The organism is Mesotoga sp. B105.6.4, from assembly GCF_002896535.1.
Lineage (GTDB): Bacteria > Thermotogota > Thermotogae > Petrotogales > Kosmotogaceae > Mesotoga.
Genome location: NZ_JWIM01000060.1, coordinates 41,707 through 63,234 on the forward strand (window position 1 = coordinate 41,707; position 21,528 = coordinate 63,234).

Sequence of the window (21,528 nt, forward strand, 5' to 3'; positions counted from 1 at the left end):
GATATTCCTCAAGCTTACTTCTTCTATACTCCTTCAAAGACTCAGATGACCATCTTGCTGAGTTACTGAGTAATGTTGCCCAGTGAAGAAACCTGGTGTTGAAATAACGGCTTCTCATTCTTCGCTTTCCTTCTAATGAAACAACCATGTTTTGCAATCTGAGGGGCAGCACTGAATACAGATTCATCGAGATTCAGGTCTCCCAACAGTCATTAAAGAAGCTAGGCTAGTCTCGATGTCTTGAGAAATGTCAGATCTTTCTGATTTATCCAACTGCATTGTTTTCGCCATTGAGTAATACTCCTCAACAAATCCCTTGTCCTGTTCCATTTTTCTAAGTTTCTTCTTCTTGTTTCCATATACAGTTGCAGATACAAAGTTGTCTATCTCGCCGACATTTCCGTTGCAAAATACAGTTACCCTTTCTTTTGGGAAGGATTTTGAACCCATGGCTGTGTATATTATGTTGGCTACCGATCCGTTCTTGAATGTCACGTTTATGGATACATTATCGGAACTAGAGTAATAATCAGTGTTCCCTATAATAGCGGCAGTGTTCACTGATTCTGGTAATGAGCCAGTCAGGAAAACTGCGAGATCGATGAAGTGGCACACCTCGCCGATTATTCTTCCACCTCCGACTTCCGGGTCTTGCGTCCAGTGTTCTTTGGGAATATATCCCGCGTTTACTGTGTATTGAATAATGCAGGGATATTTGTTGGTACTCATATTTTCTTTTATGAACTTGGCAAACGGTGAATGCCTTCTGTTAAAACCTACAAAGACATGCTGGTTGTTTCTTTCATAAGCTGCCTTGACTTCTTCAAGTTGTTCCATCGTTATCGCCAGAGGCTTTTCAACATACACATGCTTCCCGGCATCAAGAGCCTCTACAGTGAATTTGGCATGAGTATTGTGAGGAGTGGCGACAACAATAAGATCGATATCTTTGTCTTCCAAAAGCTTTTTATAATCTGTTGTCGAGTACTTGAATCCAGTATTCTTGATAACCTGGCCTGCTGTTGTACCGGATGTCGTTGCCAAGCCAACAAACTCATATTCTGGAATCTTCGACATATTTGGGATTATTACGGCTCTCGCAAAGTTACCTGCCCCAATTAATCCGACACCGATTCTTCCTGTCGTTTTCTTGAAAGTCTTTGATTTGGAAAGCGCAATAGTCCTGTTTGTCTTTTCTGCTCTATCTGGATATTTTATTAGTACTCCTACATATTTCTCATTATTAGGATTATCCGTTATAAGTTCATATGCTTTCTCAGCGTTTGTAATCTCAAATTCATGGGTGATTAGTTCATTGACAGTAATTCTCCGACTGGATAGCATATGGATGAACTCTTCCATGTTTCTCTTCTCAGTCCATTTCACGTAACCAATAGGATAGTCTATTCCCTTTTCTTCGTAATTAGGATCATATCTCCCAGGGCCGTATGAACGAGAAAGCCTGAAAGAAAGCTCCTTCTGATAGAAAGGTCTTCTTGGTATATTCATCTCGGTTACACCAACCATAGATATAATAGCCCTGTCACGCGCTATTTCTGCTGCGAACTCAACAGGTTGATTTGAATTAGCAGCTGCAGTAATAACTACCGAGTCGGCTCCATGTCCAGTTACTGCCATTATTTCATCGACCGCATTATCGGAACCGCTATTAACAAAGGCGTCAATGTATCTATCTTTTTCAGTAAGTGCGAGATTGGCTTTAGATGAATCGATGTCTACTCCAATAACCTTGCAACCGGCCGCTTTAAGAATTCTTACTGCCAACTGACCGAGTAATCCGAGTCCGATAACTGCGACCCAATCACCAAAGCTCACTTCTGCCTGCCTTATTCCTTGCATAGCGATTGCTCCAAGAGTTACAAAGGCCGCTTCCCTTACGTCAGCAAACTCCTTCGGGATCTTGACTAACAGATTCTTAGGAACATAGCACACTTCGGAATGATTGGCTGTTTGACCAGCGCAGGCTACTATATCGCCGATTGCTATATCGCTCATATTGGAGCCAACCTCTATTACCTTGCCAACCATACTATAACCAAGTGGTAAAGGTTCGTCCAGTTTTCCAAAAGCCGCTTTGACAGTTGTCAACACACCATCTGTTTTCATCTTGTCGAGAACTTTCTTTACCTGATCGGGTCTCTCTTTTGCTTTTCCTATCAAGCCCTTCTTGCCAAAATCCATGAGCATTCTTTCGGTGCCGGCTGAGACTAAAGAGTAGAGTGTCTCGACAAGAACACCATCTTTCTTGCAAGCTGGAGCTGGGACTTCCTGTATAAGAGGCTTTCCTGTTTTAACGTCCATGAAGACTTCTTTCACTTCATCTCACCAACCGCATCGAAGAATGGTTTTTGTTTTATTCTGTCCTTGTATCCGTCTTTGAACTGATTGTGTGGCACTGCATAAACTAGATAATCAGAATGATCGATCAGTTCATCTAATTTCAGGTTTGCTATTGAGTTTATCTCAGACTGTTCTGAATTAGGTTCACATGCAATTACATTATACCCGAGTTTCTTAAGTTCTTTGGCGATTTCAAGTGCCGGGCTTTCTCTCAGGTCGTCAATATTCGATTTGTATGCAAGGCCAAGTACTCCTACAGTTATCTTCTTGCCTAAGAATGTTTTCTGGATATCCTCAACTACTTTCTTTACTATCCATTTTGGTTTGTAATCGTTCGTCTCTCTCGCAGTCCTAATTAGTCTAGCAGTCTTCGGGAATTTCTCAACAATGAACCAGGGATCGACCGCAAGACAGTGACCACCGACACCGGCTCCTGGGCTGAGTATATTCACTCTCGGGTGCTTATTTGCCAGTTGAACGAGTTCCCATACATCTATTCCCAGTTCATCGCATATCATGCTCAGTTCATTTGCAAAGGCTATGTTTATATCTCTGAAGGTGTTTTCTACAAGTTTGCACATCTCGGCAGTAATGGTATCTGTAAGGTAGATATTGCCTCCGGTGACTATGGAAGAGTACAGTTCTTTTGCCAATTCTCCTGCCTTCTTGTTTGAAACTCCAATTATCCTGTCATTGTTTCTCAGTTCATGGAGTATCTTTCCCGGAAGGACTCTTTCGGGACAATGAGCTACAAGAAAGTCTTCGTTTATCTTTAGGCCGGACTCTTCTTCGAGAGTCTTTCCCATTATGTCATCTGTAGTTCTTGGAGGGACTGTTGATTCGAGGATAACAAGATCGCCTCTCTTCAAGACTTTTCCGACTTCTCTCGATGCTGACTCAACATAAGAGAGATCGGCGAACTTTTCTTCGTGATCTTCTTTGAAAGGTGTGGGAACACAGATGATAAATACATCCGATTCTTCAAGAGTGTCTGTTGGAATCAGATTGCCTGAATCAAGGACACTTTTGAACAAACCCTGGAGATCAGGCTCGACTATGTGTATCTTTCCTCTCTTGAGAGTGTCTATCACTCTCTTGTTCACGTCAAAACCTTTTACATTGTAGCTAGCAGCGGCGAACATCGTTGCCGTTGGCAGTCCTATGTAGCCCATACCTATGATTGAGATTTTTGTGGATCTATTTATTGTATCCATTGTATCCTCCGACTCTATTTGAACTGGAATTCTGCTTCAATATTTATCTCTTTCCGCGAGCACTTCTGTATTTCAATTTGCAGAGTTTTTTTGCTAGAAAGATTGCCATAGCGTTCTGAAAATGGCGTATCAAAGATCTTGGTTATTAAGGTTTCGTTAGTGTTTAGTCGCACACTTCCCAGCAAACCTTCTTTATTCAAGATACTGAACTCGTTTTCTCCGGTCTTCTCCAGAGAAAGCTCAGGTGAGAAATGCCAGAATACCTTTATCGTACCTGTCCCTTTCCCTTCGATGCAGTCGTTGACCATTAGTGTCTTCAGATCTGAGGAACCAAATATCCTTCTGCTATGAACTAGGTCAATACGCCTGTATCCATCATGCGTTCCAAAAAACTCGAAACCCTTGGAGTTCTCGTCAAGATTCCACTCCGTCACTCTGGCTGGCTTATGCCATCTGAAGGTTGTCCATTGTTTTGTTTGATCTAAATCGTTGATGCTGATCGTGTTATGAGCAGCAGTGCTTCTGAAATATCTCCTTTGCTCAGGTACGTTGTTGTATCTGTATGTTCCACTATCTATTAGTACGTTTTGACCGTTTATTGAAAGTTCTATATGAAACAGATCTGAGTGTGCATGCCAGTTGTGCGGTCCAAACTTCACCACAAAATAGCTATCGTCTCGATTCCAACCGGTTCGATATGCAAAAAAACCGCCTTCTTTGAAGAGATAACTTTTCTTTGGTTCAAGTTCTTTGAGACTTGCCCATTTTGAAGCAGCATCCTTTACGAGCAACTCCGCCTCTGTAGACAACTCTTCAGCTCCCATTTTGAAATCCGGCCGGTCGAATATCACTGCCAGAACTGATAGGACTGCTTTGTAATCGCCATTTAATACATCGTTGTGCAGTCTAAAAACACAGCCTAAGTCATCATCACCGATTGATGACCAAGAACCGTCGGGCTTTTTAAGAGCCAATACGAAATCTCCAGCCTTTTCGAGCACAGGTGCTTCAATACCGAGGAAGAGATTAGCCAAAAGAACAAACTCAAGAGAAAACTTATGATACCTAACTGATTGTTCAACATTAACACCATCCGTATAGAACTGTTTTTTCATTTCTTTCTCAACTCTCTTTGAGAGTTTAACAGCATCCTTTCTATTCATCATTGTCGAAAGAATGGCAAGGGCAGTCAGTTCTCCGAGATAGTGATTGTTTCTGATCGCATTTTTCGATAACCAAAGCATTTTCTTGAGATACAGATAGTGATTGTACAGGTGGTCTTCGAGTTTCTTCTTACCAGTAATACTAAAGATTAAGCTCAGGTTTACGGCTCTTATAGCTACATCTAGACCAACGGCCCACGCCAGGCCATTAGGATATGGGTTCTGATCTAGCCATTTGATAACTTTTTCAATGACCTCGCTTCTTTCTGTTTCACTTTCCTTGACTAAAACTGCGGGTAACAACTGCCAACCCCTTGCGATTTCCCAGAAATCTTTCGGATCAAAGCCCTTCCAGGATGCTTTCCAAAAGGGAACAGAAGATTGTGAAGCATTATCAAGGCTTTCATCAGTAATTTGCGTTCCAAATACCCATGAGTTGCCACTAATTTGTTTCAACGAATCTCTATTTTTCAGCTCATGAATCTCCAGCTTCTCAAAATGCGGTTCATTGGTATTACTGTACTTACGATATATTACAGAGTAAACACCTGTTTTTCTGAATACCTTATCGATAGCCTTTGCTGAAAGAGTTCTTATCATTCAACTGATTCCTCAATTTCGTCTGCGAATCGATTACTAAGAACACTCCTCAAATATTTTTCTTTTAGTTTTTCGGTACTTTCAAGTCCATTCAGTTTTCGTGGATTTTTAAGCGCCTCATGAAGAACATCGAGTGATGCCAGAAGGGAATGTACATCTCCCGGTTCAAACGCAAGATACGGCCCCTGAAGCTCATTCATGATCTCTTTTGCTACTCCTTGAAGACCGTATAGAACTGGTTTGCCCGTGGCAACGTATTCAAATATCTTAGATGGGATTGTCTTCTTAAACATTTCTATGTTCTTCAAATGCACGAAAAACGCATCAGTTTCTGCATAGTATTTAGCCAATTCCTCACGACGTACTGGTTCGATGAGTTCAATATTGTGAATACGTGATTCTCTGATTGCAGACACAATCTTTGCCTTCTCAGATCCGTCACCAATTAATCTGAATCTGAAATTACCATTACACTTTTCTGCGGCCCTTAATAACACTTCGAGATTTTGTGCTATTCCTAAATTCCCAGCATAGGTGATTGTAAACGGTTCTTTTGCGACTTTCCTGCCAGTGTTCTGTAGCTCACTGAAAAGCTCATCGTCGATTCCGTTTGTTATCAACACGGGAGACTTATTTGAGATTTCTTTAATATGTTCCTCGAAGGCTGGAGAATTAACAATTATTCTGGTTGACTGTTGATAGCATTTCTCTTCAACTCGCTTGAGAGTCTTATAGACGAAGGACCTTCTCGTTGCAATGTTAAGGTCAATCATCACATCAGGCCAAAGATCCCTGATGTCAAGAACAAAAGGTTTCTTACCTTGCTTTGCTGCCTTCGCCGCGGCATAAGCAACAAGAAGCTGAGGTGATGTCGCAACTATTACATCACAATCTTTCGCTAGTTTTTTTGCTTCTTTCGTCGCTTTTCTGAAAAAACCAAAGTAGCTCAATCCTCTTTGAAGGAGATCCTGCTTTTGCTGAGGGACAGGAATCCTGATTATTCTCTCACGGCTCGAGTTGTCCCCTGAACTGTCCTTTCCGATAGAATCATATCTGTTTGGTGTACCAGAAATCACAAACACCTCATGACTTCGCGAGATTAAGGTACTTACAAGAGCCTTCATTCTGAATGATCCTGCACCTAGATCCGGAGGATAGTTTTGGGTAATAACTAGAATTCTCAATCTACTTACTTCCCCTCATTCCGAGCATTGTCTCAATCGTTTTTAAGGTGATCTCAAGATCAAGTCTGAAGCTCTGGTTTTTTATGTAGTATAGATCGTATTCTGTCTTTCTCTTGTAATCCTCCATAGTCGATGTGTGTGGATAATTTATTTGCGCCCAGCCGGTGATTCCAGGTTTAAGCCTATATCTATATGAATAGTAAGGTATGCTCTTCAGCGCCTTGTTATGATAGTTTTCCATTTCAGGCCTTGGTCCAATGATTGACATGTTCCCTTGGAATACGTTAAAGAACTGAGGAATTTCATCTAAGCGGGTCTTTCTAATGAACTTCCCGATCTTTGTCACTCTACCGCCAATAGTCTCGTTTGGATCTTCAAGTTTGTTCAGATCTTCTTCGGAAACGTTTGTAAGGCTTCTGAACTTCTTGAACGTAAAAGGTTTCATGTGAAGCCCTATTCTCTTTTGCTTAAATACAAGGGGCCATCCAGACTCTATAGGAATAGCTACAGAAAGGAATAGCAATAACGGAGAAGTAATAGTCAAACCGATTGCCGAAAGTATCAAATCAAAGACTCTCTTTTTCTGAGAAATGTGGATATCAGTAAATGCCACGTCATAGTAATCTCTGAAAATGTCTATCAGCTCGAGTGGAATACGTTTTAGCGAGCTTTCAACTACAATCGGTAAGTACTCTATAGTGTAACCATTTGCTTCACCTTGGCCCAAAGGATCTTCGACACTTCTGGCCAACTTTGGATCGCCTATGAGTATCGCATCGAAGGGCTTCACATCTTCGAAAGAGATAGCCTCTGTGAGCGTCGCTACCGATGGGTTCATGTAGGAATAGATTTCGATCTTGCCCATCGAGGCCTTTTTGACTTCTTCGAGTATCGGGCCGAGCTCTTCTTCTCTGCCTATTACTAGATATCTTCTCGGCGGGAGATGCTTTATCGTGTATCTCATAAGCACGCATGATAGGAAGGGGAAGATTAATCCTGAGACGGCTGCTGTCACGAAGAATGTAAGCCTAGGGAGGCGCGGGGTGAAGAAGACTATCGGGATGAGAGCAAAGAGAACCCCGAGAACTGTGCCAGAGATATATGAGACGATGCATGAGTTTAGAGAGTAGGTCGTTAAATTATCGAAGCCTCTGAAGGCGTATATGCCGAGCATGATAGCTACATTGAGTATAAGAGCTTGAAAGGCAAATCTGGGAGTCCATGTGAGTGTAAGTGACTGGATGAAGAAAAGGGCAGCGAACAGAAAAGAAGCGACAAGGTACTTCAGTCTTGCTATTCTTCTTGACACAAGTACCCCCTCCTGATTTTATTTAATCTAGTGATTAAATACGGTAAACAAGAAGAACGAGGATTTCTCATTGTTCGCCTTACGTGTTGTTAATACTCGGTTTGCAAGCTATTCGATTTGCCTTACGTATGTTAACATTTCACAATCTTATTCGCAAGTAATTCGACATCCGTTTATCGCTGATTAGGTTCATTTATTATCCTTGACAATCAATTATAGATTCTATCCGTAGATGAGTCAATATTGTGGCAGAGAAGGGAATGTAAAGATTCTTGTGGAGATGACGCAAGGCTGCCTTTGGCGGGAAGCATCTCAAGTCCACCGTCAACGGTCCGCCGTCCTCCGCACGTCAGTTGCAAGTTCCATGATGCATGTCATAAAAGCAAAAGCTAAAAAAACTGTTCTTCCAGTACGCGAAAAATGGGACAGACCAAAGGAAGCGGTCAGTCCCTATTTTCGCTTCTCGTCTTCTCGTGAGCGAAGCGAACGTCTCCACAGTGCTCTTTCTCGATCGAATGGTCTTAGCGGTGAACGGGTTCATGATCTTGAACGGTCAACGGCGAATCATGTTTTAGAGCGTTCAACGGGTCTTCGTTTTTAAGCGTACAGCGGTTCTTCCAGCGATCAGCGGGTCCTTGTTCTTAAGCGTTCAGCGGTTGCTAAGTGCGAGATCCCGTGCAGGTGCATCACGGGATGACTGAAGAGGCGCTCATCAGGGCAACCTCAAGGGATGACACTCCTTCGCGTCATCCTGGCGTGCTTCAGGCCAGGATCTCGTTCTTGAACCGAGAACGAGAGAACGAGAAGACGCTTTGAGTTTGAGATGAAGCTTGGCGCTAAGAGCGGTCATTGGTGATACGTGGTTGGTGGTTGGCCAAGAACAAGAGCTAAAGTTCCTATCAAGTAAACAATAGCGAAATCCGGTTTGTCAAAACCAACTCAGTTCGTCGGCCTGACAATTTTCTGGGAAGGGTATGCCATGCTCTGGCAATATGACCTTGACCAAGAACAAATAACAGATCCTCGCTTTGGAACGAAGAACAGATCTTTCCTCTTGAACGGTCAACGGCGAACCATGTTTTAGAGCGTTCAGCGGAACTTCTGGCGCTCAGCGGGTTCACCGCTTTTGAGCGTACAGCGGCCTTTTCGGTGAACGGGTTCATGATCTTGAACGGTCAACGGTGAACCATGTTTTTAAGCGTTTAGCGGTTCTTCTGTCGACCCGCGAAAACTGGATCTTCCGGTTCACGACTATGCTCAGTAGTCTCTCGTAGCGAAATGCTTCTCATGTAGGCTTATTTCCCGGCCTACTTATCTTATAGTTTGGGAAGACCTCACTCCATTTTTCTGTTGTCAGCACAAGTACGTCATCAATGTACTTGATTTTCCACGGGACTTCCGTTTCTTTGTTCAATCTCTGTCTTAGACGATCCTGAAACCCTAAGATGAGCGCAGAATCAAAACTTTCATCATATTTCTCCATTCCAAGAATGACTATATATAACAATCTTCTCCGGATTTGGTTCATAAGATGAAGATAGGTGTAGGAATCTCTTCCTTTTGGGACCAGCGACTCGTTTATGAGTGTGTTTTGCTGAATCTGTCTGAGGAATTCCTCTCTCTCTTTGGCCGTTGCTCCCTTCTGGGATGGGTCTTTGACTTCGATCAGAATCGTCCTAGATTCTTCGTAGACTACGAAATCAACGAATGACATACCAATTGGCAGAGATCGCCCCTCACTATCCAGTTTTTCTACTTGGACTGCTCCGAAGTCAAATTCATAACCGCCTTCAAGGTATCGAGTCAATTTGAACACCCATTGTCTTCATAATCTGTTCGTGATACATCTTCTCATATGTAGCCAATATTGAATTCGAACCCAATTTATCGTAACTATCTTCACTCTCGCAAACTATCTCCTTTGTCTCTTTTCTTTTCAAGGAGTGGTATCTGATCCTGTCTTCCTCTTCGGCTTGAAGATCGAACTGCTTCAGTACTACATAGTCATGGGTAGCGAGAAATATTTGCACTCCTAGTCTTTGGAGTCTCAGCAGAATTCCCACAACTGAAGCTATCATTTCTGGATTCAAGTTGCTCTCTGGTTCATCCCAGAAGAGAATGGAGCCTTCCAGCAAAGTACCATTCTGGATCAAGAGCCACAGAAGCGCTAACTTTCTCAAACCTTCAGCAAGCAGAGAGAACTCGAGGTTTCCTTGTGTGTTCTTTAGGAAGAACTCCTCGTCCTTCACCGTCACTCTTCCATCCATACAGTCCTGAAGCAAAGTCAGAATCTGTTGTCGATCTTGATCGACGCGCCCTCGCAAAATAGGTTTGTAAGCTCTGTCGATGATATCTGGATAGATTTCTTCAAAATGAATCTCTCTGCTGTTATACAGTGATCTAAAACCCGGTGCGTGCGCAAGCATCTCTTTTACCGGGATGTATGCACATTCAATGGGCGTCTTCAACCACTTTTCCTGCCCCTTCACACTAGCCGACGAAGAGCTTTTGACGTGGTTAGAAAAGGAAAGCTCAATCTTGTTCTCTTTCATGTTTTCCACAACAATTGATGCGCGGCTGCTTCTCTGCTGCCTTCTCACCAGTCTACCAAGTTTCATTCCGTAAGGCAGGAAGACCCTCATAAGTTTGCTTGCAAAGTCCTCTTTTGTTCGTGTAATATCGCAAGACGCATAGATGCACTTCAAGATATGAGTTTTGCCTGTTGCGTTGGATCCAATTAAGATGTTTATTCCAGGCGAGCACTCCAGATCAAGTTTTCGAAATGCCGTGAAATTGGTGAGTGTGAGTCTTTTTATGGCGCCTTCCAACTAGCTCACCCCCTTGTAGCCAACTGATTGTATTATAGCAGAAAGCCTTAGTGCAAACGGCGGCGAAGGGCGTCGGCGATCAATTCATGACGTGATGCTGCTGCGCAGGAAGCCTCTCAGGTCAACCGTCAACGGTCCACCGTCCTCCGCATATTTCACGCAGTTGCAAGTGTCACGCTGCATGTTATAAAAGCAAAAGCTAAAAAAACTGTTCTTCCAGTACGCGAAAAATGGGACAGACATAAGGAGCCTGTCAGTCCCTATTTTCGCTTCTCGTCTTCTCGTGAGCGAAGCGAACGGCTCGATATTGCTCTTTCTCGATTGAATGGTCTTAGCGGTGAACGGGTTCATGATCTTGAACGGTCAACGGCGAACCATGTTTTTAAGCGTACAGCGGCTCTTACATTCGAGATCCCGATCAGTTTCATATCGGGATGACAGTCCTTCACGTCATCCTGAAGTGCTCCTGTTCAGGATCTGGGCTTGGGTCTCAGCGAAGGACGGGTTCATGATCTGGGACGAGTCACGAAGGACGGTTCTCCACAGCGCTCAGCGGGTTCACCGCTTTTAAGCGTACAGCGGAACTTCAGGCGTACAGCGGATCTTTGAGCGAGAAGACGCTTTGAGTCTGAGATGAAGCTTGGCGCTAAGAGCGGTTATTGGTGATACGTGGTTGGTGGTTCGCCAAGAACAAAGAGCTAAAGTTCCTATCAAATAAGGAGTAGCGAAATCCGGTTTGTCAGAACCATCTCAGTTCGTCGGCCTGACAATTTTCTGGGAAGGGTATGCCATGCTCTGGCAATACGACCTTGACCAAGAACAAAGAACAGATCCTCGCTTTGGAACGAAGAACAGATCTTTCCTCTTGAACGGTCAACGGCGAACCGAATTTCGCGAACTTGTGGATTGAGGCTCGACAGGCAAAGATCATGTTCGGCAATTCATTTCAGTTTTCCTCAGTCTGAAGTATTTCACGTATCCTCGCTCGAAGAGAAGGTAAGTCACTCACAATAACCGCCCACACTATGTCATAGTTGACACCTGAGTAGTCGTGAATCAGCCGGTCTCTTGTTCCAGCTAGTGCTCTCCAAGGAATATCGCTGTGAGCTACTGTGAAGGTATATGGAAGTTGTTTTGCTGCTTCTCCTATTATCTCAATGTTTCTGATTACTGCATCCTGAGTCTTCAAATCTGCCATGAATTCATCATATGACATATTGTCTACATAGGCTGTGATTCGTTCTATGCTCTCGACTATATCCTCAAGGATCTCAGCTATTTCTCTCCTAGACATATCTTATAGACTGCTCTATATCGTGCCTAATTCTGGCGTTTCGTATGCTTTTCAATCCACGAGGAGTTAGTAAATCAACCTTCTTTCGTACGATTCGTTCAAGCTGCTCCGCGAGCTCCATGAATTTTAAACCAGGCACCCTATCAAACTCTATGTAGATATCAACGTCGCTGTCGTCGTTCTGATTTCCTTTCACATACGAACCAAAAACCCCTATCTTCGAAACAGAAAAACGATCTCTTAGTTCGGGAAGGCTTTCACGCAATGCTTGTATAACGTTTTCTAGGTCTTGCATAGTATCACCTCACGGAAATTCTATCACACTCGCCGGAACGGTTGAGAAGAACTGTCGAAGAAACTTCAGGAAGTGATGCTAATTGATTAGACGCAAGGCGCCGAAGAACATCGGCGGACGCAATGCCGGCGAAGAACATGCCGGGACGCAAGGCTGGCGAAGATCACGCCAGGTCGCAATGCCCGCTTCGCGGGGATGAAAAACCGCTCTAAGATCAGACGCCTTGCACTGAGGAGCATCAGTGGACGCAAGGCGCCGAGAAACATCGGCGGACGCAAGGCTGGCAAGGATCATGCCAGGACGCAAGGCCCGGAAAAGCATCCGGGGACGCAAGGCTGCCTTCGGCAGGAAGCTAAGAACATAGAAGATGAACGAAAAAACACCTACTTGAAGGGGGGATTCTTCAGATGATATATTATCCTCAGCTTATTATGAGGAGGATAGATGATGGATATTGAGAATCTTGAAATCTGGAGACTCGGAGTCTCACTTGCAAAGGATGTGTATGTTATCACCGAAAAGTTCCCAAGAAGAGAGGTTTATTGCCTTACCGATCAGATAAGAAGAGCAGCGGTTTCTGTTCCCTCCAATATTGCTGAAGGTAAAGGAAGATCAACCGCAAAGGACTTCGTTCATTTTCTCAATACTGCTAGAGGTTCATTGTATGAACTGACTACTCAGCTTTACGTAGCTCGAGAAATTGCTTATCTATCAGAAGAAGACTTTTCTTCTTTACATAAACGAATCGAAGATCTATCGCACAAGATTGTTGCGATGACGAAGTACCTTAGAAGTAAGAAGTGATGCCCGGAGGAACATCCGGGGACGCAAGGCTGGCAAGGATCACGCCAGGAAGCAACAAAGCCCGCTTTTCGCTGAGCGCTGAACGCTGGGTAGAGCAAGGACCCGCTGGCTTCGCCAGGAAGTGATGCTGCTTCGCAGGAGGCGACAAAATAGCCAGTCAGGCTACGCCAGGCCAGTCTTTGCTTCGCAAAGGCCAGTTCCCCTTCGCGGGCAAAGATCAAGAACGAGTGAGAACCACTTCGCTTGTAAAACAGCGGCTCGCGAGAAAAGACTGCAAAAAACCTTCAAGCCAATTTGCCCGCCCGTCGCTTTTCGCTAGCGAACAACCAGCAACGGGGTTGTTTACCAATCCGTTCGTCTGCGTTTCTTGTAGGTTCTTTCGAGTATTGTGTAGTATATTGCACTAAGGATTGTAAGAATGTAGATGGCGATTACTACGATCCACAATTTCGGGTTTGCTTGAAGAACTTCGCCTTTTGTTAACACGCAGTAAGTCATATAGATGCTTGCTACTGCCATGCCAGCGGTAAATACAAGAAATGACAGCTTCAGGTTTTTCAACTGTGATCTCCCTCTTGGAATCAATTTCAAGACCCCTTCACCCCACGAATACTTACGTTAGTGGATAATCAATCGTTTTCTTACCCACCGAAATGAATTATATCAAATGTTGGTCGTGAAACAAATTCGAACATAAAAGAGTTACAACATCGCCGAAGAACATCGGCGGACGCAATGCCGGCAAAGAACATGCCGGGACGCAAGGCCCGCTTCGCGGGGATGAAAACCGCTCTAAGATAAGACGCAATGCCCGGAAAAGCATCCGGGGACGCAAGGCTGGCGAAGATCACGCCAGGTCGCAATGCCCGGTTCGCGGGGATGAAAACCACTTCTAGATCAGACGCATTGCACTGAGGAGCATCAGTGGACGCAAGGCGCCGAGAAACATCGGCGGACGCAAGGCTGCCTTCGGCAGGAGGCGAGGCCGACTTCGTCGGGAAGTGATGCCACCTTCGGTGGGAAGTGATGCTGGGAAGTACATCCCAGGAAGTGATGCTGGCGCTTTCGCGCCAGGAAGCTCAAGAACAAAAAAAGGAACCCCATGAGAATACTTGAAGGGTTCATCTTCAGATGATATATTATCCTCAGTTTATTTTGAGGAGGATAGTTGATGGAGATCGAAAGGCTTAATATCTGGAAGCTTGGTGTTGAGCTTGCAAAGGATGTCTATATTCTCACGGAGAAGTTTCCAAAGAAAGAGGTCTACAGCTTAACCGACCAAATACGAAGAGCTGTCGTTTCTGTTCCTTCTAATATTGCGGAAGGGAAGGGTCGCTCATCAGCGAAGGATTTCATTAACTTCCTGAGTGTTGCCAGAGGGTCGCTATATGAATTGGCAACTCAATTGTATATTGCAACGGAGATTGGACACTTATCTGAACAGGACTTTTCATCACTGAGTAACCGAATCGAGGATCTTTCACATAAGATTATAGCGATGACGAAGTACCTTAGAAGTAAGAAGTGATGCCGACTTCGTCGGGAAGTGATGCTGCTTCGAAGGAAGCCTCTCAGGTGAACCGTCAACGGTTGACGTATCAACTGGAGCTTTCTCGTGAGCCGCAGCGAGTGTCTCAAAAATGTTCTTACTCGATTGATCTTGAGGATGATCAGTAAAAGCTACAAGTGTTCTACCTCACGTAGCAGTTGTTATATAATTTGTGTGATGGCGGATAACGAGAGGCGGTTTAGATGAATATAAAGAGAATCCATATAAAAGACTTCCGAGGGATTGAAGAACTTGAGCTTGATCTTGTTAATCCATCTGGAAATTCTCTTGATTTAGTCGTGTTTGCTGGCCCTAATGGGTCTGGAAAGACGAGTGTTTTGGAAGCCTGCCTTCTCTCTCTGGGGAGAAGCGATCTATTTGGAGAGAGAACAGACAGTGACATTAGATCAGGTGCAGCAGATTTCGAGATTTTTCTGCAGATGGACTCAGGAGAAAAACTCGTGGCTTCCTCGAAGAGTCGAGAAAAGCAGATATCTCGCACTCTTCAAGGCATTGGTGTTGAGTATTTTTCTTCGTGGCGTGAGTCTAAGCTGATGGGCAGTCTCCCGATTACTGCTGGAAAGAAGGGGAAGCGTCCAAAAGCTACTGAGCAGAACCGCCTCTGGTTAATCAAGCAGCATCTTATAAACTTGAGAGCAAGAAGAGCTTTTGAATCTCAGCGGATGTTTTCAGATATCGAACCCGCGGTCTTCCAGTTGATAAATGATAGTTGGAGGGAATTCTATCCGGAAAGTGAGAACCGTTTTGAAGTTAGACCTGTCAGCGAGTCTATAGATGAAGGTTTTGATCTTTTCATTAGGGATGTCCATACTGGAGGGTTGATTCCTGTGGACGCTCTTAGCTCCGGAGAAATCGAAGTATTGACTATGATAGGCTGGTTTGCAACAAGGGAAACAGATACACATTTTCTGTTCATCGACGAGCCGGAATTACATCTCCATTCAACCTGGCATCGTGTTGTGTTAAGGGTGCTGAGAAAGCTATTACCCAAGACACAGATTATTTGCGCCACGCATTCAAAAGAAGTTCTTGATTCGGCGATGAGCTATCAGCGCTTCACATTGTTACAGCCGGATGATCCGCGAATAAAGTTGAAGGGAAAGGATTATTTGAAGTGAAAACTGTTTCAACTGAACTCGAGTCGTTGTTGCTGACCGCACCTGTTGTTTTTCTTGTCGAGGACGTCCTAACTAAGGAATATTTGATACGGATCTGGCAACCAGATGATAAGTACTTCTATATACTTGTTGCTTATGGAAGAGAATCTGTCAGAGCTGTCACTCACGATCTTAGGACTGCGGGCTTTAGAAACGTATTTGGCCTTATCGATCGTGACTTTGGAACGTGCAATTATGATAGCTGGATCCAAGTATTATCTAATGAAGCAGTCTTTATCTTACCGGTATTTGAAATAGAGAACTATCTTCTTGACTGGGACGCTTTGAGTCATTCGTCAACTGACTTCTTCCAAGAGCGAAACGTAGATGAGGTAGCGGAAAGAGCGTTTAGATTTGCCGAAGAGCTTCTCTGGCGGTTCTCATGCTGCAGGACAATATCAACAATTAGAGGTCATTTGGTAGCTGACTTCCCCTCCTTTCCGGGACTCAATATTAGATCTAGAAGGGCGGTTCTTGAGTATATTGTAAATCAGAAGTGGTTCACGGAAATCGAGAGCCGAGTTCACAGTTTCATAGACAAGGAAAAGATCCGAGAGCTGATCGACAACAGCATTGAATTGACTAAAGGTTATCTGGAGAGCGGTACTTGGAAGGCTGAGTTCTCAGGGAAGGAAATCTTCAGAATGCTTAGGGGATATCTTGTCAATAAAAAGTACGCATCCTCAGAAGAAATGGATCTCGACTTGGCCAAGAAAATTGGAGACTATCAGCATGAACAATCTACTGCTCCAAAAGAGCTTCTCGCGCTTAAGCGCCTCATTTTGCAGGAAGTTATGAACTTATAACTATCCGTTTCTTCTTTCTTTAGTGAGTCCATTATTTCATTGACTTAACATATAGGAGCGCAGACGCAAGGCTGCTAATGAAAGCCAGTCACCTTCGGTGGCCAGTCTTTGCTTCGCAAAGGCCAGTCTCGCCTTCGGCGAGGCCAGTTCCGCTTCGCGGGCAAACATAGACAATCGAGAAAGAGCTTTGTGGAGAGGTTCGCTGCGCTCACGAGAGAAGAGAGAGAGCCAGTCACTGGTGAAATGAGACGCAAAACCGGCAAAGACCGTGCCGGGACGCAAGGCTGGCGAAGATCACGCCAGGTCGCAATGCCCGGAGAAGCATCCGGGGACGCAAGCCTGGCTTCGGCAGGAAGCGATCTGAAAGCCAGTCACCTTCGGTGGCCAGTCTTTGCTTCGCAAAGGCCAGTCTCGCCTTCGGCGAGGCCAGTTCCGGCTGCGCCGGGCAAACATAGACAATCGAGAAAGAGAACATCGAGAGGTTCGCTGCGCTCACGAGAGAAGAGAGAGAGCCAGTCACTGGTGAAATGAGACGCAATGCCGGCAAAGATCGTGCCGGGACGCAAGGCTGCCTTCGGCAGGAAGTGAGGCTGGGAAGTACATCCCAGGAAGTGATGCCCGGAGGAACGTCCGGGGAAGTGATGCTCGCTGGCGCGAGGAAGTGATGCTGGCGCTTACGCGCCAGGAAGCGACGAAATTGCCAGTCACCTTCGGTGGCCAGTCTTTGCTTCGCAAAGGCCAGTTCCGGCTGCGCCGGGCAAAAGAGCCGCTGAAGGCTGGACGCTGGGTAGAGCATGGACCCGCTGGCAAAGATCAAAGAGCCGCTTGTAGGGGCGAACGGCTGTTCGCCCGCAACAGCTAGCGGTTGACAATTCAAGAGATTCAGTAGTAACCGGCAGGCACATCAGGGCAGGTATACGGGATGATAGCCTTTCGTGTTTCGGGTCATTCTGACGAAACGGGCTGCTAAAATGTCAAGTTGCCGATTAAGGAATATTTTCAGGTGAGATCATTGATTCTTGTAATGATACTTGTCGATTCAGGGCTTGAGTTTCTCTATGTATTCTACAAATGGAGCAAAGCTCTGAGGGCATTTCGAGCGAATGTCTTCCAATGATGCATTTCTGAGTATTTCAGCAGCCGTTGTTACTCCATATCGCTTCTTCGCTCTTCGAAAGAGACTCTGGATGATTTGTTTGGGAGGATTGTTGTCATCCTGTTCTTCCACTTCTCTCTTCCATGTTTCGTGAATGCTTATTCCAAGGTGTTCTTGAAGCTGTTCAAAAGCCGCAAGTAACAAGACCTCAAGATCGTGTTTGAAGCAGAACACTTCGAACCTGCTCATAAAATTCTCTTCATGAGCGGAAAGCAAAGAGCCAAATGACTTCAGAACGTATTCGCGCAACTGCGAGTAATTCGCGTGAGGAACCCCAACATTATATGGATAGAGGTCAGGCAGCAGAACTACCGCGCTTTCGCTGTTATTCTTTATGATCCAATACGCTTTTTTCGGATACTTGACCAATAGTGCCTTCTTGTTGTTCGACATGTTGCCCGACTGACCAACACTTGCGCATTCTATAGCGATGCCTTCTAAGTTCTTCTTATCAATCAAGGGCTTCAAGAGTGTCGTCAGGGCGAGTTTATCAGACTCTCCTTCGACATAGACTATCAGTTGGTTCATTTTCCTATCATCTCAAACTCCCCGGATCGGTGCATTATCTCTAGCTCCTGATCTCCGAATTCTTTGAGATTGTCGATGAGGGCTTGTGAAGTTGACGGCTTGAATGATTTAATGTCGCCATCTTCCTTCTTCAGCACAAGAATATTCTCAATATCGAACATGGAAAGGAAATATGATGAATGAGTAGTTAGCAGAACCTGCGTCTTGTCACTAAGCTTTTTGAATAGTTCGGCCAAAATCGGATACACTCGAGGATGGATTCCTTGATCAGGTTCGTCAACAAAAACAAGAGTTGGCGGGAATGGGTGAACAGATATGAGGGCCCAACATAGTATCCTTAGTGTTCCATCCGAAAGATCGGCCAATGTCAGTTCTTCTCCAATGGAGCCCTCTGACCAAAATGCCATAACTTGGCCAGGCCCTCCTCTTGCCTTAACGGTGATATTTCTGAAACTGGGCAGCATCAGCCCAAGATAGAACTTCAGTTTTTCAAAGATCTCTGGGTACTCTGTCTGGAGATAAAGAAGAACTGCGCTCAAATTGCCAGCGTTCTCATGAAGCATCGGTTCCTGTTCAGTTATGGAGGGACGCCTGAGCTGCTCGTTACTTATTCTGAAGGAATTATAGAACCTCCATCTCTGAATGTACTCACGCAGATTATATAGCATGAAGAGTCCAGGATTGTTCATCGTGCTTATTGCCAGCTGATTTGCCTTCAGTAGCTTGATCTTCTGCTCTTGTAGTTTTTTGAGGCTCGGTTCGTAAATCATCCCTTCACCATTTCTCAACTCCATGTATAGAAACGGCTGATCGTACTTCGTGGATAACGGCCTGGAAGTTTCAACTCTTTCGTGGTCGACTCGTATAGAACCCATGGGACCAACTATTCTCCCAGAATAAACTACATCGGCACTCAATCCTGCATCGATCGACGCTGCCCATTCGATGCGGTCTTCACCTGGAATGTGAAAAATCCTCATTCCTGAAGATCCCTCGATTATTTCTGATGGTATTTCCTGGTACGCACTATTACGTAGAAAGCGCAACAGTTCCATCAGGCTTGATTTTCCAGACGCATTCGCGCCGATCAATACCTCAAGACTGCTAAGACCAACTCGGAAATCTTTGAATGGCCTATATCCAGCGATCCGCATGTCTTTTAGTCTGAACTTGTCAAAGTTGATCTGCGCCATATACATCACCACACTATGAGTTGCCCTTCATCTAAATTATACATAAAAGCGAGGGGAAGTGATGCCACCTTCGGTGGGAAGTGAGGCTCGCTGCGCGAGGAAGTGATGCGCCGAAAGATCGACGGCGGAAGTGATGCTCGCTGGCGCGAGGAAGTGATTCTGCTGACGCAGGAAGCCTCTCAAGTCAACCGTCAACGGTTCACCGTTCTCCGACAAGAGCATGGCCCCGTTCTTGGAAGAGCGAGAAGAGGAGAGAGGAAGAGAGAGAAAGAGAGGGCGAGACGCGAGCAGCGGGTCTAGGGTTTCGGGTCTAGGGTATCGCAAGAACGGGCGAAAATGGGACGGTACAGACGTGAGGAGATTCGTCAGTCCCGGTTTTTCGCAGAGATTTTATCGCTCCGACCTGGCCGACAGGTTCGTCAGATTCCGGACTGCTCCGACAGTTTTCACTGGGAGATGTTCAAGAAGACTTTTGCTTTTCCAGATATTCTGTATGTTCCGTTTCTTTCAATCAGCAATCCTAATGTAGTAAGTCTTTCGATTGTGGAATAGGAGGTCGTTCTTTTGATTGCATTGCTTTTCAAAAGATCGAGTAGTTCTTCTTTATTTCCAGAGAAGTCCGATGCCACTTTCAGTGTTTTTCTTTGAATTTCTGTGAGTGCCAGACCTCCCATGTATTCTCTTACTATTTTCTTTACCGATTCGTTTGCATCGCTTATAGATATGAACTTCGCACCTGCATTATCGAAAACCACTTTCTGGGCTATCCAGAGTGCATCCCGCGGATTACCGTCAGCGAAATTAACGATCGGTTCCAGCGATTCCGGTCTGAACCATGAGGTGAGGTTGCCAAGACGCTTAAGCAGCAACTCCCTTATATCCGAATCCGTTAGCTCACTCAGGAATACTACATCTTTTATCACATTCTCAAGATTGCCCGATTCGTTCCATTTCATCCTGTCCTGCCTGTAGTCCCTGTAAATACCGTAGGGCAACGAAAACAGTACCATCAGTTTATCCTGTTGTAGTTCAAGCTTCAAAGAATCGAGAACATTAATAACATCCTGCTTGCTTTCTTTATCGAGTTCATCTATTACCAGTAGAACCTTGCCGTAGTTCATGACCAGTATCTCGAGCAGAGTTCGCAGTTTTTTATGAGCGGCAAAAACGTTGAATCTCGGCATTTTTTGCTTCTCAATGCTGCCTCCGCCGCTTCCGAAGAGAGAGAATCCCAACGATGCGCCCTTTATAATCGAGACTTGCTCGACGATCCATTCTTCGGTTTCTTTCGCGATTCCGCTTACTTTACCGGTAGAGTCCTTTTTGAGGACGTTGGACAGGCTGAAAAGCAGGTCGTAAAGAATCGTTTCCCGATTATCCCTGTGGATCAACGAAACACTCAGCTTCTTTATATCTCCGGAATCAAGAACGTTCAGCACGGTAGTCTTTCCTATTCCAGTTTCTCCAGAAATGCCAAATATGCCGAATGGCTGGTATTTTATGAGAACCTCGAGAGATCGAATTTCTTTACGACGGTTGATAAGGCTGTGATGGTCTTCACTTTGAAGAGGCCTATCTACCAATGCCTGTACTATCTTCCCTATGTCCAAGAACAACAACTCCAAAGCGATTATATCACTCCGACCTGGCCGAAAGGTCCGTCAGATTCCGGACTGCTCCGACAAAAGCGAGAAGAACCGTACTTCGAAAGAACAGTTCTTCGTTCCGACGCTGCGCGTTCGGGTTCATGGTCGTCAGTTCCGAGTTCCAAGATGCAAGTTGTGAGTTATAAGAGCAAAAGCCAATAAACTCTATAAGTTTCTTGAAATGCTCTTCTCGGTGGACGGCGGACCGTTGACCGACAACGCTGTCTTCGTCAGCGCTCAGCGGGTCCTTGTTCTTAAGCGTACAGCGGCTCTTCCAGCGTTCAGCGGCTCTCAGGGCGATATCCCGTGCAGGATCATCACGGGATGACCCTGAACAGGTGCATTTCAGGGCAGGCTCCTGAACAGGGTCTTTTCAGGGCAGGCTATGCGGAATGACGGTCTTTCTTACTTCAGGTCATC

Annotated in this window: 17 protein-coding genes; 4 read left to right on the forward strand and 13 right to left on the reverse strand. The window is 45.0% G+C overall.

Annotated features, from left to right (window positions below; all coding sequences use genetic code 11):
• Positions 1-183: 183 nt before the first annotated feature.
• The 9 genes from RJ60_RS11865 to RJ60_RS11905 all read right to left on the reverse strand — a co-directional run bounded on the left by RJ60_RS11865 (position 184) and on the right by RJ60_RS11905 (position 12,248).
• The gene (locus RJ60_RS11865; RefSeq protein ID WP_103134824.1) at positions 184-2,337 is read right to left on the reverse strand and encodes a bi-domain-containing oxidoreductase; all 2,154 of its coding nucleotides are present in this window, start codon (positions 2,335-2,337) and stop codon (positions 184-186) included.
• Positions 2,334-3,575, reverse strand: a complete 1,242-nt coding sequence (wecC, locus tag RJ60_RS11870; RefSeq protein WP_103134825.1) for a UDP-N-acetyl-D-mannosamine dehydrogenase — start codon at positions 3,573-3,575, stop codon at positions 2,334-2,336. The genes RJ60_RS11865 and wecC overlap by 4 nt, the downstream gene beginning before the upstream one ends.
• 14 nt (positions 3,576-3,589) lie before the next feature.
• Positions 3,590-5,338, reverse strand: a complete 1,749-nt coding sequence (locus RJ60_RS11875) for a heparinase II/III-family protein (RefSeq protein ID WP_103134826.1) — start codon at positions 5,336-5,338, stop codon at positions 3,590-3,592.
• Positions 5,335-6,522 (reverse strand): glycosyltransferase family 4 protein, encoded by a 1,188-nt coding sequence (locus RJ60_RS11880; protein ID WP_103134827.1) that lies wholly within the window; start codon positions 6,520-6,522, stop codon positions 5,335-5,337. The genes RJ60_RS11875 and RJ60_RS11880 overlap by 4 nt, the downstream gene beginning before the upstream one ends.
• 1 nt (position 6,523) lies before the next feature.
• Positions 6,524-7,831, reverse strand: coding sequence for a sugar transferase (locus RJ60_RS11885; RefSeq protein ID WP_103134828.1), 1,308 nt, complete (start codon positions 7,829-7,831; stop codon positions 6,524-6,526).
• 1,285 nt (positions 7,832-9,116) lie between these two features.
• Positions 9,117-9,647 (reverse strand): hypothetical protein, encoded by a 531-nt coding sequence (locus RJ60_RS11890; RefSeq protein ID WP_146028920.1) that lies wholly within the window; start codon positions 9,645-9,647, stop codon positions 9,117-9,119.
• Positions 9,622-10,659: an ATP/GTP-binding protein gene (locus tag RJ60_RS11895; RefSeq protein WP_219725886.1), complete on the reverse strand. Its 1,038-nt coding sequence runs from the start codon at positions 10,657-10,659 to the stop codon at positions 9,622-9,624. The genes RJ60_RS11890 and RJ60_RS11895 overlap by 26 nt, the downstream gene beginning before the upstream one ends.
• Before the next feature lie 946 nt (positions 10,660-11,605).
• A complete protein-coding gene (locus RJ60_RS11900) occupies positions 11,606-11,953 on the reverse strand; it encodes a DUF86 domain-containing protein (protein WP_103134830.1) in 348 nt (115 codons plus the stop codon).
• Positions 11,946-12,248 carry a nucleotidyltransferase family protein gene (locus RJ60_RS11905; protein ID WP_103134831.1) on the reverse strand — a complete coding sequence of 101 codons (303 nt, stop codon included), beginning with the start codon at positions 12,246-12,248 and terminating at the stop codon, positions 11,946-11,948. Before RJ60_RS11905 ends, RJ60_RS11900 begins: the two co-directional genes overlap by 8 nt.
• Before the next feature lie 444 nt (positions 12,249-12,692).
• Here RJ60_RS11905 and RJ60_RS11915 point away from each other — a divergent pair, with 444 nt between their 5' ends.
• On the forward strand, positions 12,693-13,052 hold the full coding sequence (locus tag RJ60_RS11915; protein ID WP_258006302.1) for a four helix bundle protein: 360 nt from the start codon (positions 12,693-12,695) through the stop codon (positions 13,050-13,052).
• Between the two features lie 342 nt (positions 13,053-13,394).
• Here the strand turns inward: RJ60_RS11915 and RJ60_RS11920 are convergent, their stop codons facing one another.
• The gene (locus RJ60_RS11920; protein WP_258006303.1) at positions 13,395-13,613 is read right to left on the reverse strand and encodes a hypothetical protein; all 219 of its coding nucleotides are present in this window, start codon (positions 13,611-13,613) and stop codon (positions 13,395-13,397) included.
• Between the two features lie 610 nt (positions 13,614-14,223).
• Between RJ60_RS11920 and RJ60_RS11925 the strand changes: the two genes are divergently transcribed.
• The 3 genes from RJ60_RS11925 (at position 14,224) to RJ60_RS11935 (ending at position 16,585) form a co-directional block, all read left to right on the forward strand.
• Positions 14,224-14,580, forward strand: a complete 357-nt coding sequence (locus RJ60_RS11925; protein WP_103134835.1) for a four helix bundle protein — start codon at positions 14,224-14,226, stop codon at positions 14,578-14,580.
• A 224-nt stretch (positions 14,581-14,804) separates the two neighbouring features.
• Positions 14,805-15,740 (forward strand): AAA family ATPase, encoded by a 936-nt coding sequence (locus tag RJ60_RS11930; RefSeq protein WP_103134836.1) that lies wholly within the window; start codon positions 14,805-14,807, stop codon positions 15,738-15,740.
• Positions 15,737-16,585, forward strand: a complete 849-nt coding sequence (locus tag RJ60_RS11935; protein WP_103134837.1) for a DUF4435 domain-containing protein — start codon at positions 15,737-15,739, stop codon at positions 16,583-16,585. Before RJ60_RS11930 ends, RJ60_RS11935 begins: the two co-directional genes overlap by 4 nt.
• Positions 16,586-17,624: 1,039 nt before the next feature.
• Here RJ60_RS11935 and RJ60_RS11950 read toward each other — a convergent pair.
• From RJ60_RS11950 to RJ60_RS11965, 3 genes are all read right to left on the reverse strand, one after another.
• Complete coding sequence (locus RJ60_RS11950; protein WP_099829257.1) at positions 17,625-18,269, reverse strand: DUF4276 family protein; 645 nt, start codon at positions 18,267-18,269, stop codon at positions 17,625-17,627.
• On the reverse strand, positions 18,266-19,462 hold the full coding sequence (locus RJ60_RS11955) for an AAA family ATPase (protein WP_165775341.1): 1,197 nt from the start codon (positions 19,460-19,462) through the stop codon (positions 18,266-18,268). The genes RJ60_RS11950 and RJ60_RS11955 overlap by 4 nt, the downstream gene beginning before the upstream one ends.
• Before the next feature lie 446 nt (positions 19,463-19,908).
• Positions 19,909-21,072, reverse strand: a complete 1,164-nt coding sequence (locus tag RJ60_RS11965) for a P-loop NTPase fold protein (RefSeq protein WP_099829260.1) — start codon at positions 21,070-21,072, stop codon at positions 19,909-19,911.
• Between the last annotated feature and the right edge of the window lie 456 nt (positions 21,073-21,528).

Coding starts and splice junctions, on each gene's coding strand:
- wecC (WP_103134825.1), bottom strand. CDS start 3,575: ATGGATACAATAAATAGATCCACAAAAATCTCAATCATAGGTATGGGC.
- RJ60_RS11875 (WP_103134826.1), bottom strand. CDS start 5,338: ATGATAAGAACTCTTTCAGCAAAGGCTATCGATAAGGTATTCAGAAAA.
- RJ60_RS11900 (WP_103134830.1), bottom strand. CDS start 11,953: ATGTCTAGGAGAGAAATAGCTGAGATCCTTGAGGATATAGTCGAGAGC.
- RJ60_RS11905 (WP_103134831.1), bottom strand. CDS start 12,248: ATGCAAGACCTAGAAAACGTTATACAAGCATTGCGTGAAAGCCTTCCC.
- RJ60_RS11915 (WP_258006302.1), top strand. CDS start 12,693: ATGATGGATATTGAGAATCTTGAAATCTGGAGACTCGGAGTCTCACTT.
- RJ60_RS11925 (WP_103134835.1), top strand. CDS start 14,224: ATGGAGATCGAAAGGCTTAATATCTGGAAGCTTGGTGTTGAGCTTGCA.
- RJ60_RS11930 (WP_103134836.1), top strand. CDS start 14,805: ATGAATATAAAGAGAATCCATATAAAAGACTTCCGAGGGATTGAAGAA.
- RJ60_RS11950 (WP_099829257.1), bottom strand. CDS start 18,269: ATGAACCAACTGATAGTCTATGTCGAAGGAGAGTCTGATAAACTCGCC.
- RJ60_RS11955 (WP_165775341.1), bottom strand. CDS start 19,462: ATGGCGCAGATCAACTTTGACAAGTTCAGACTAAAAGACATGCGGATC.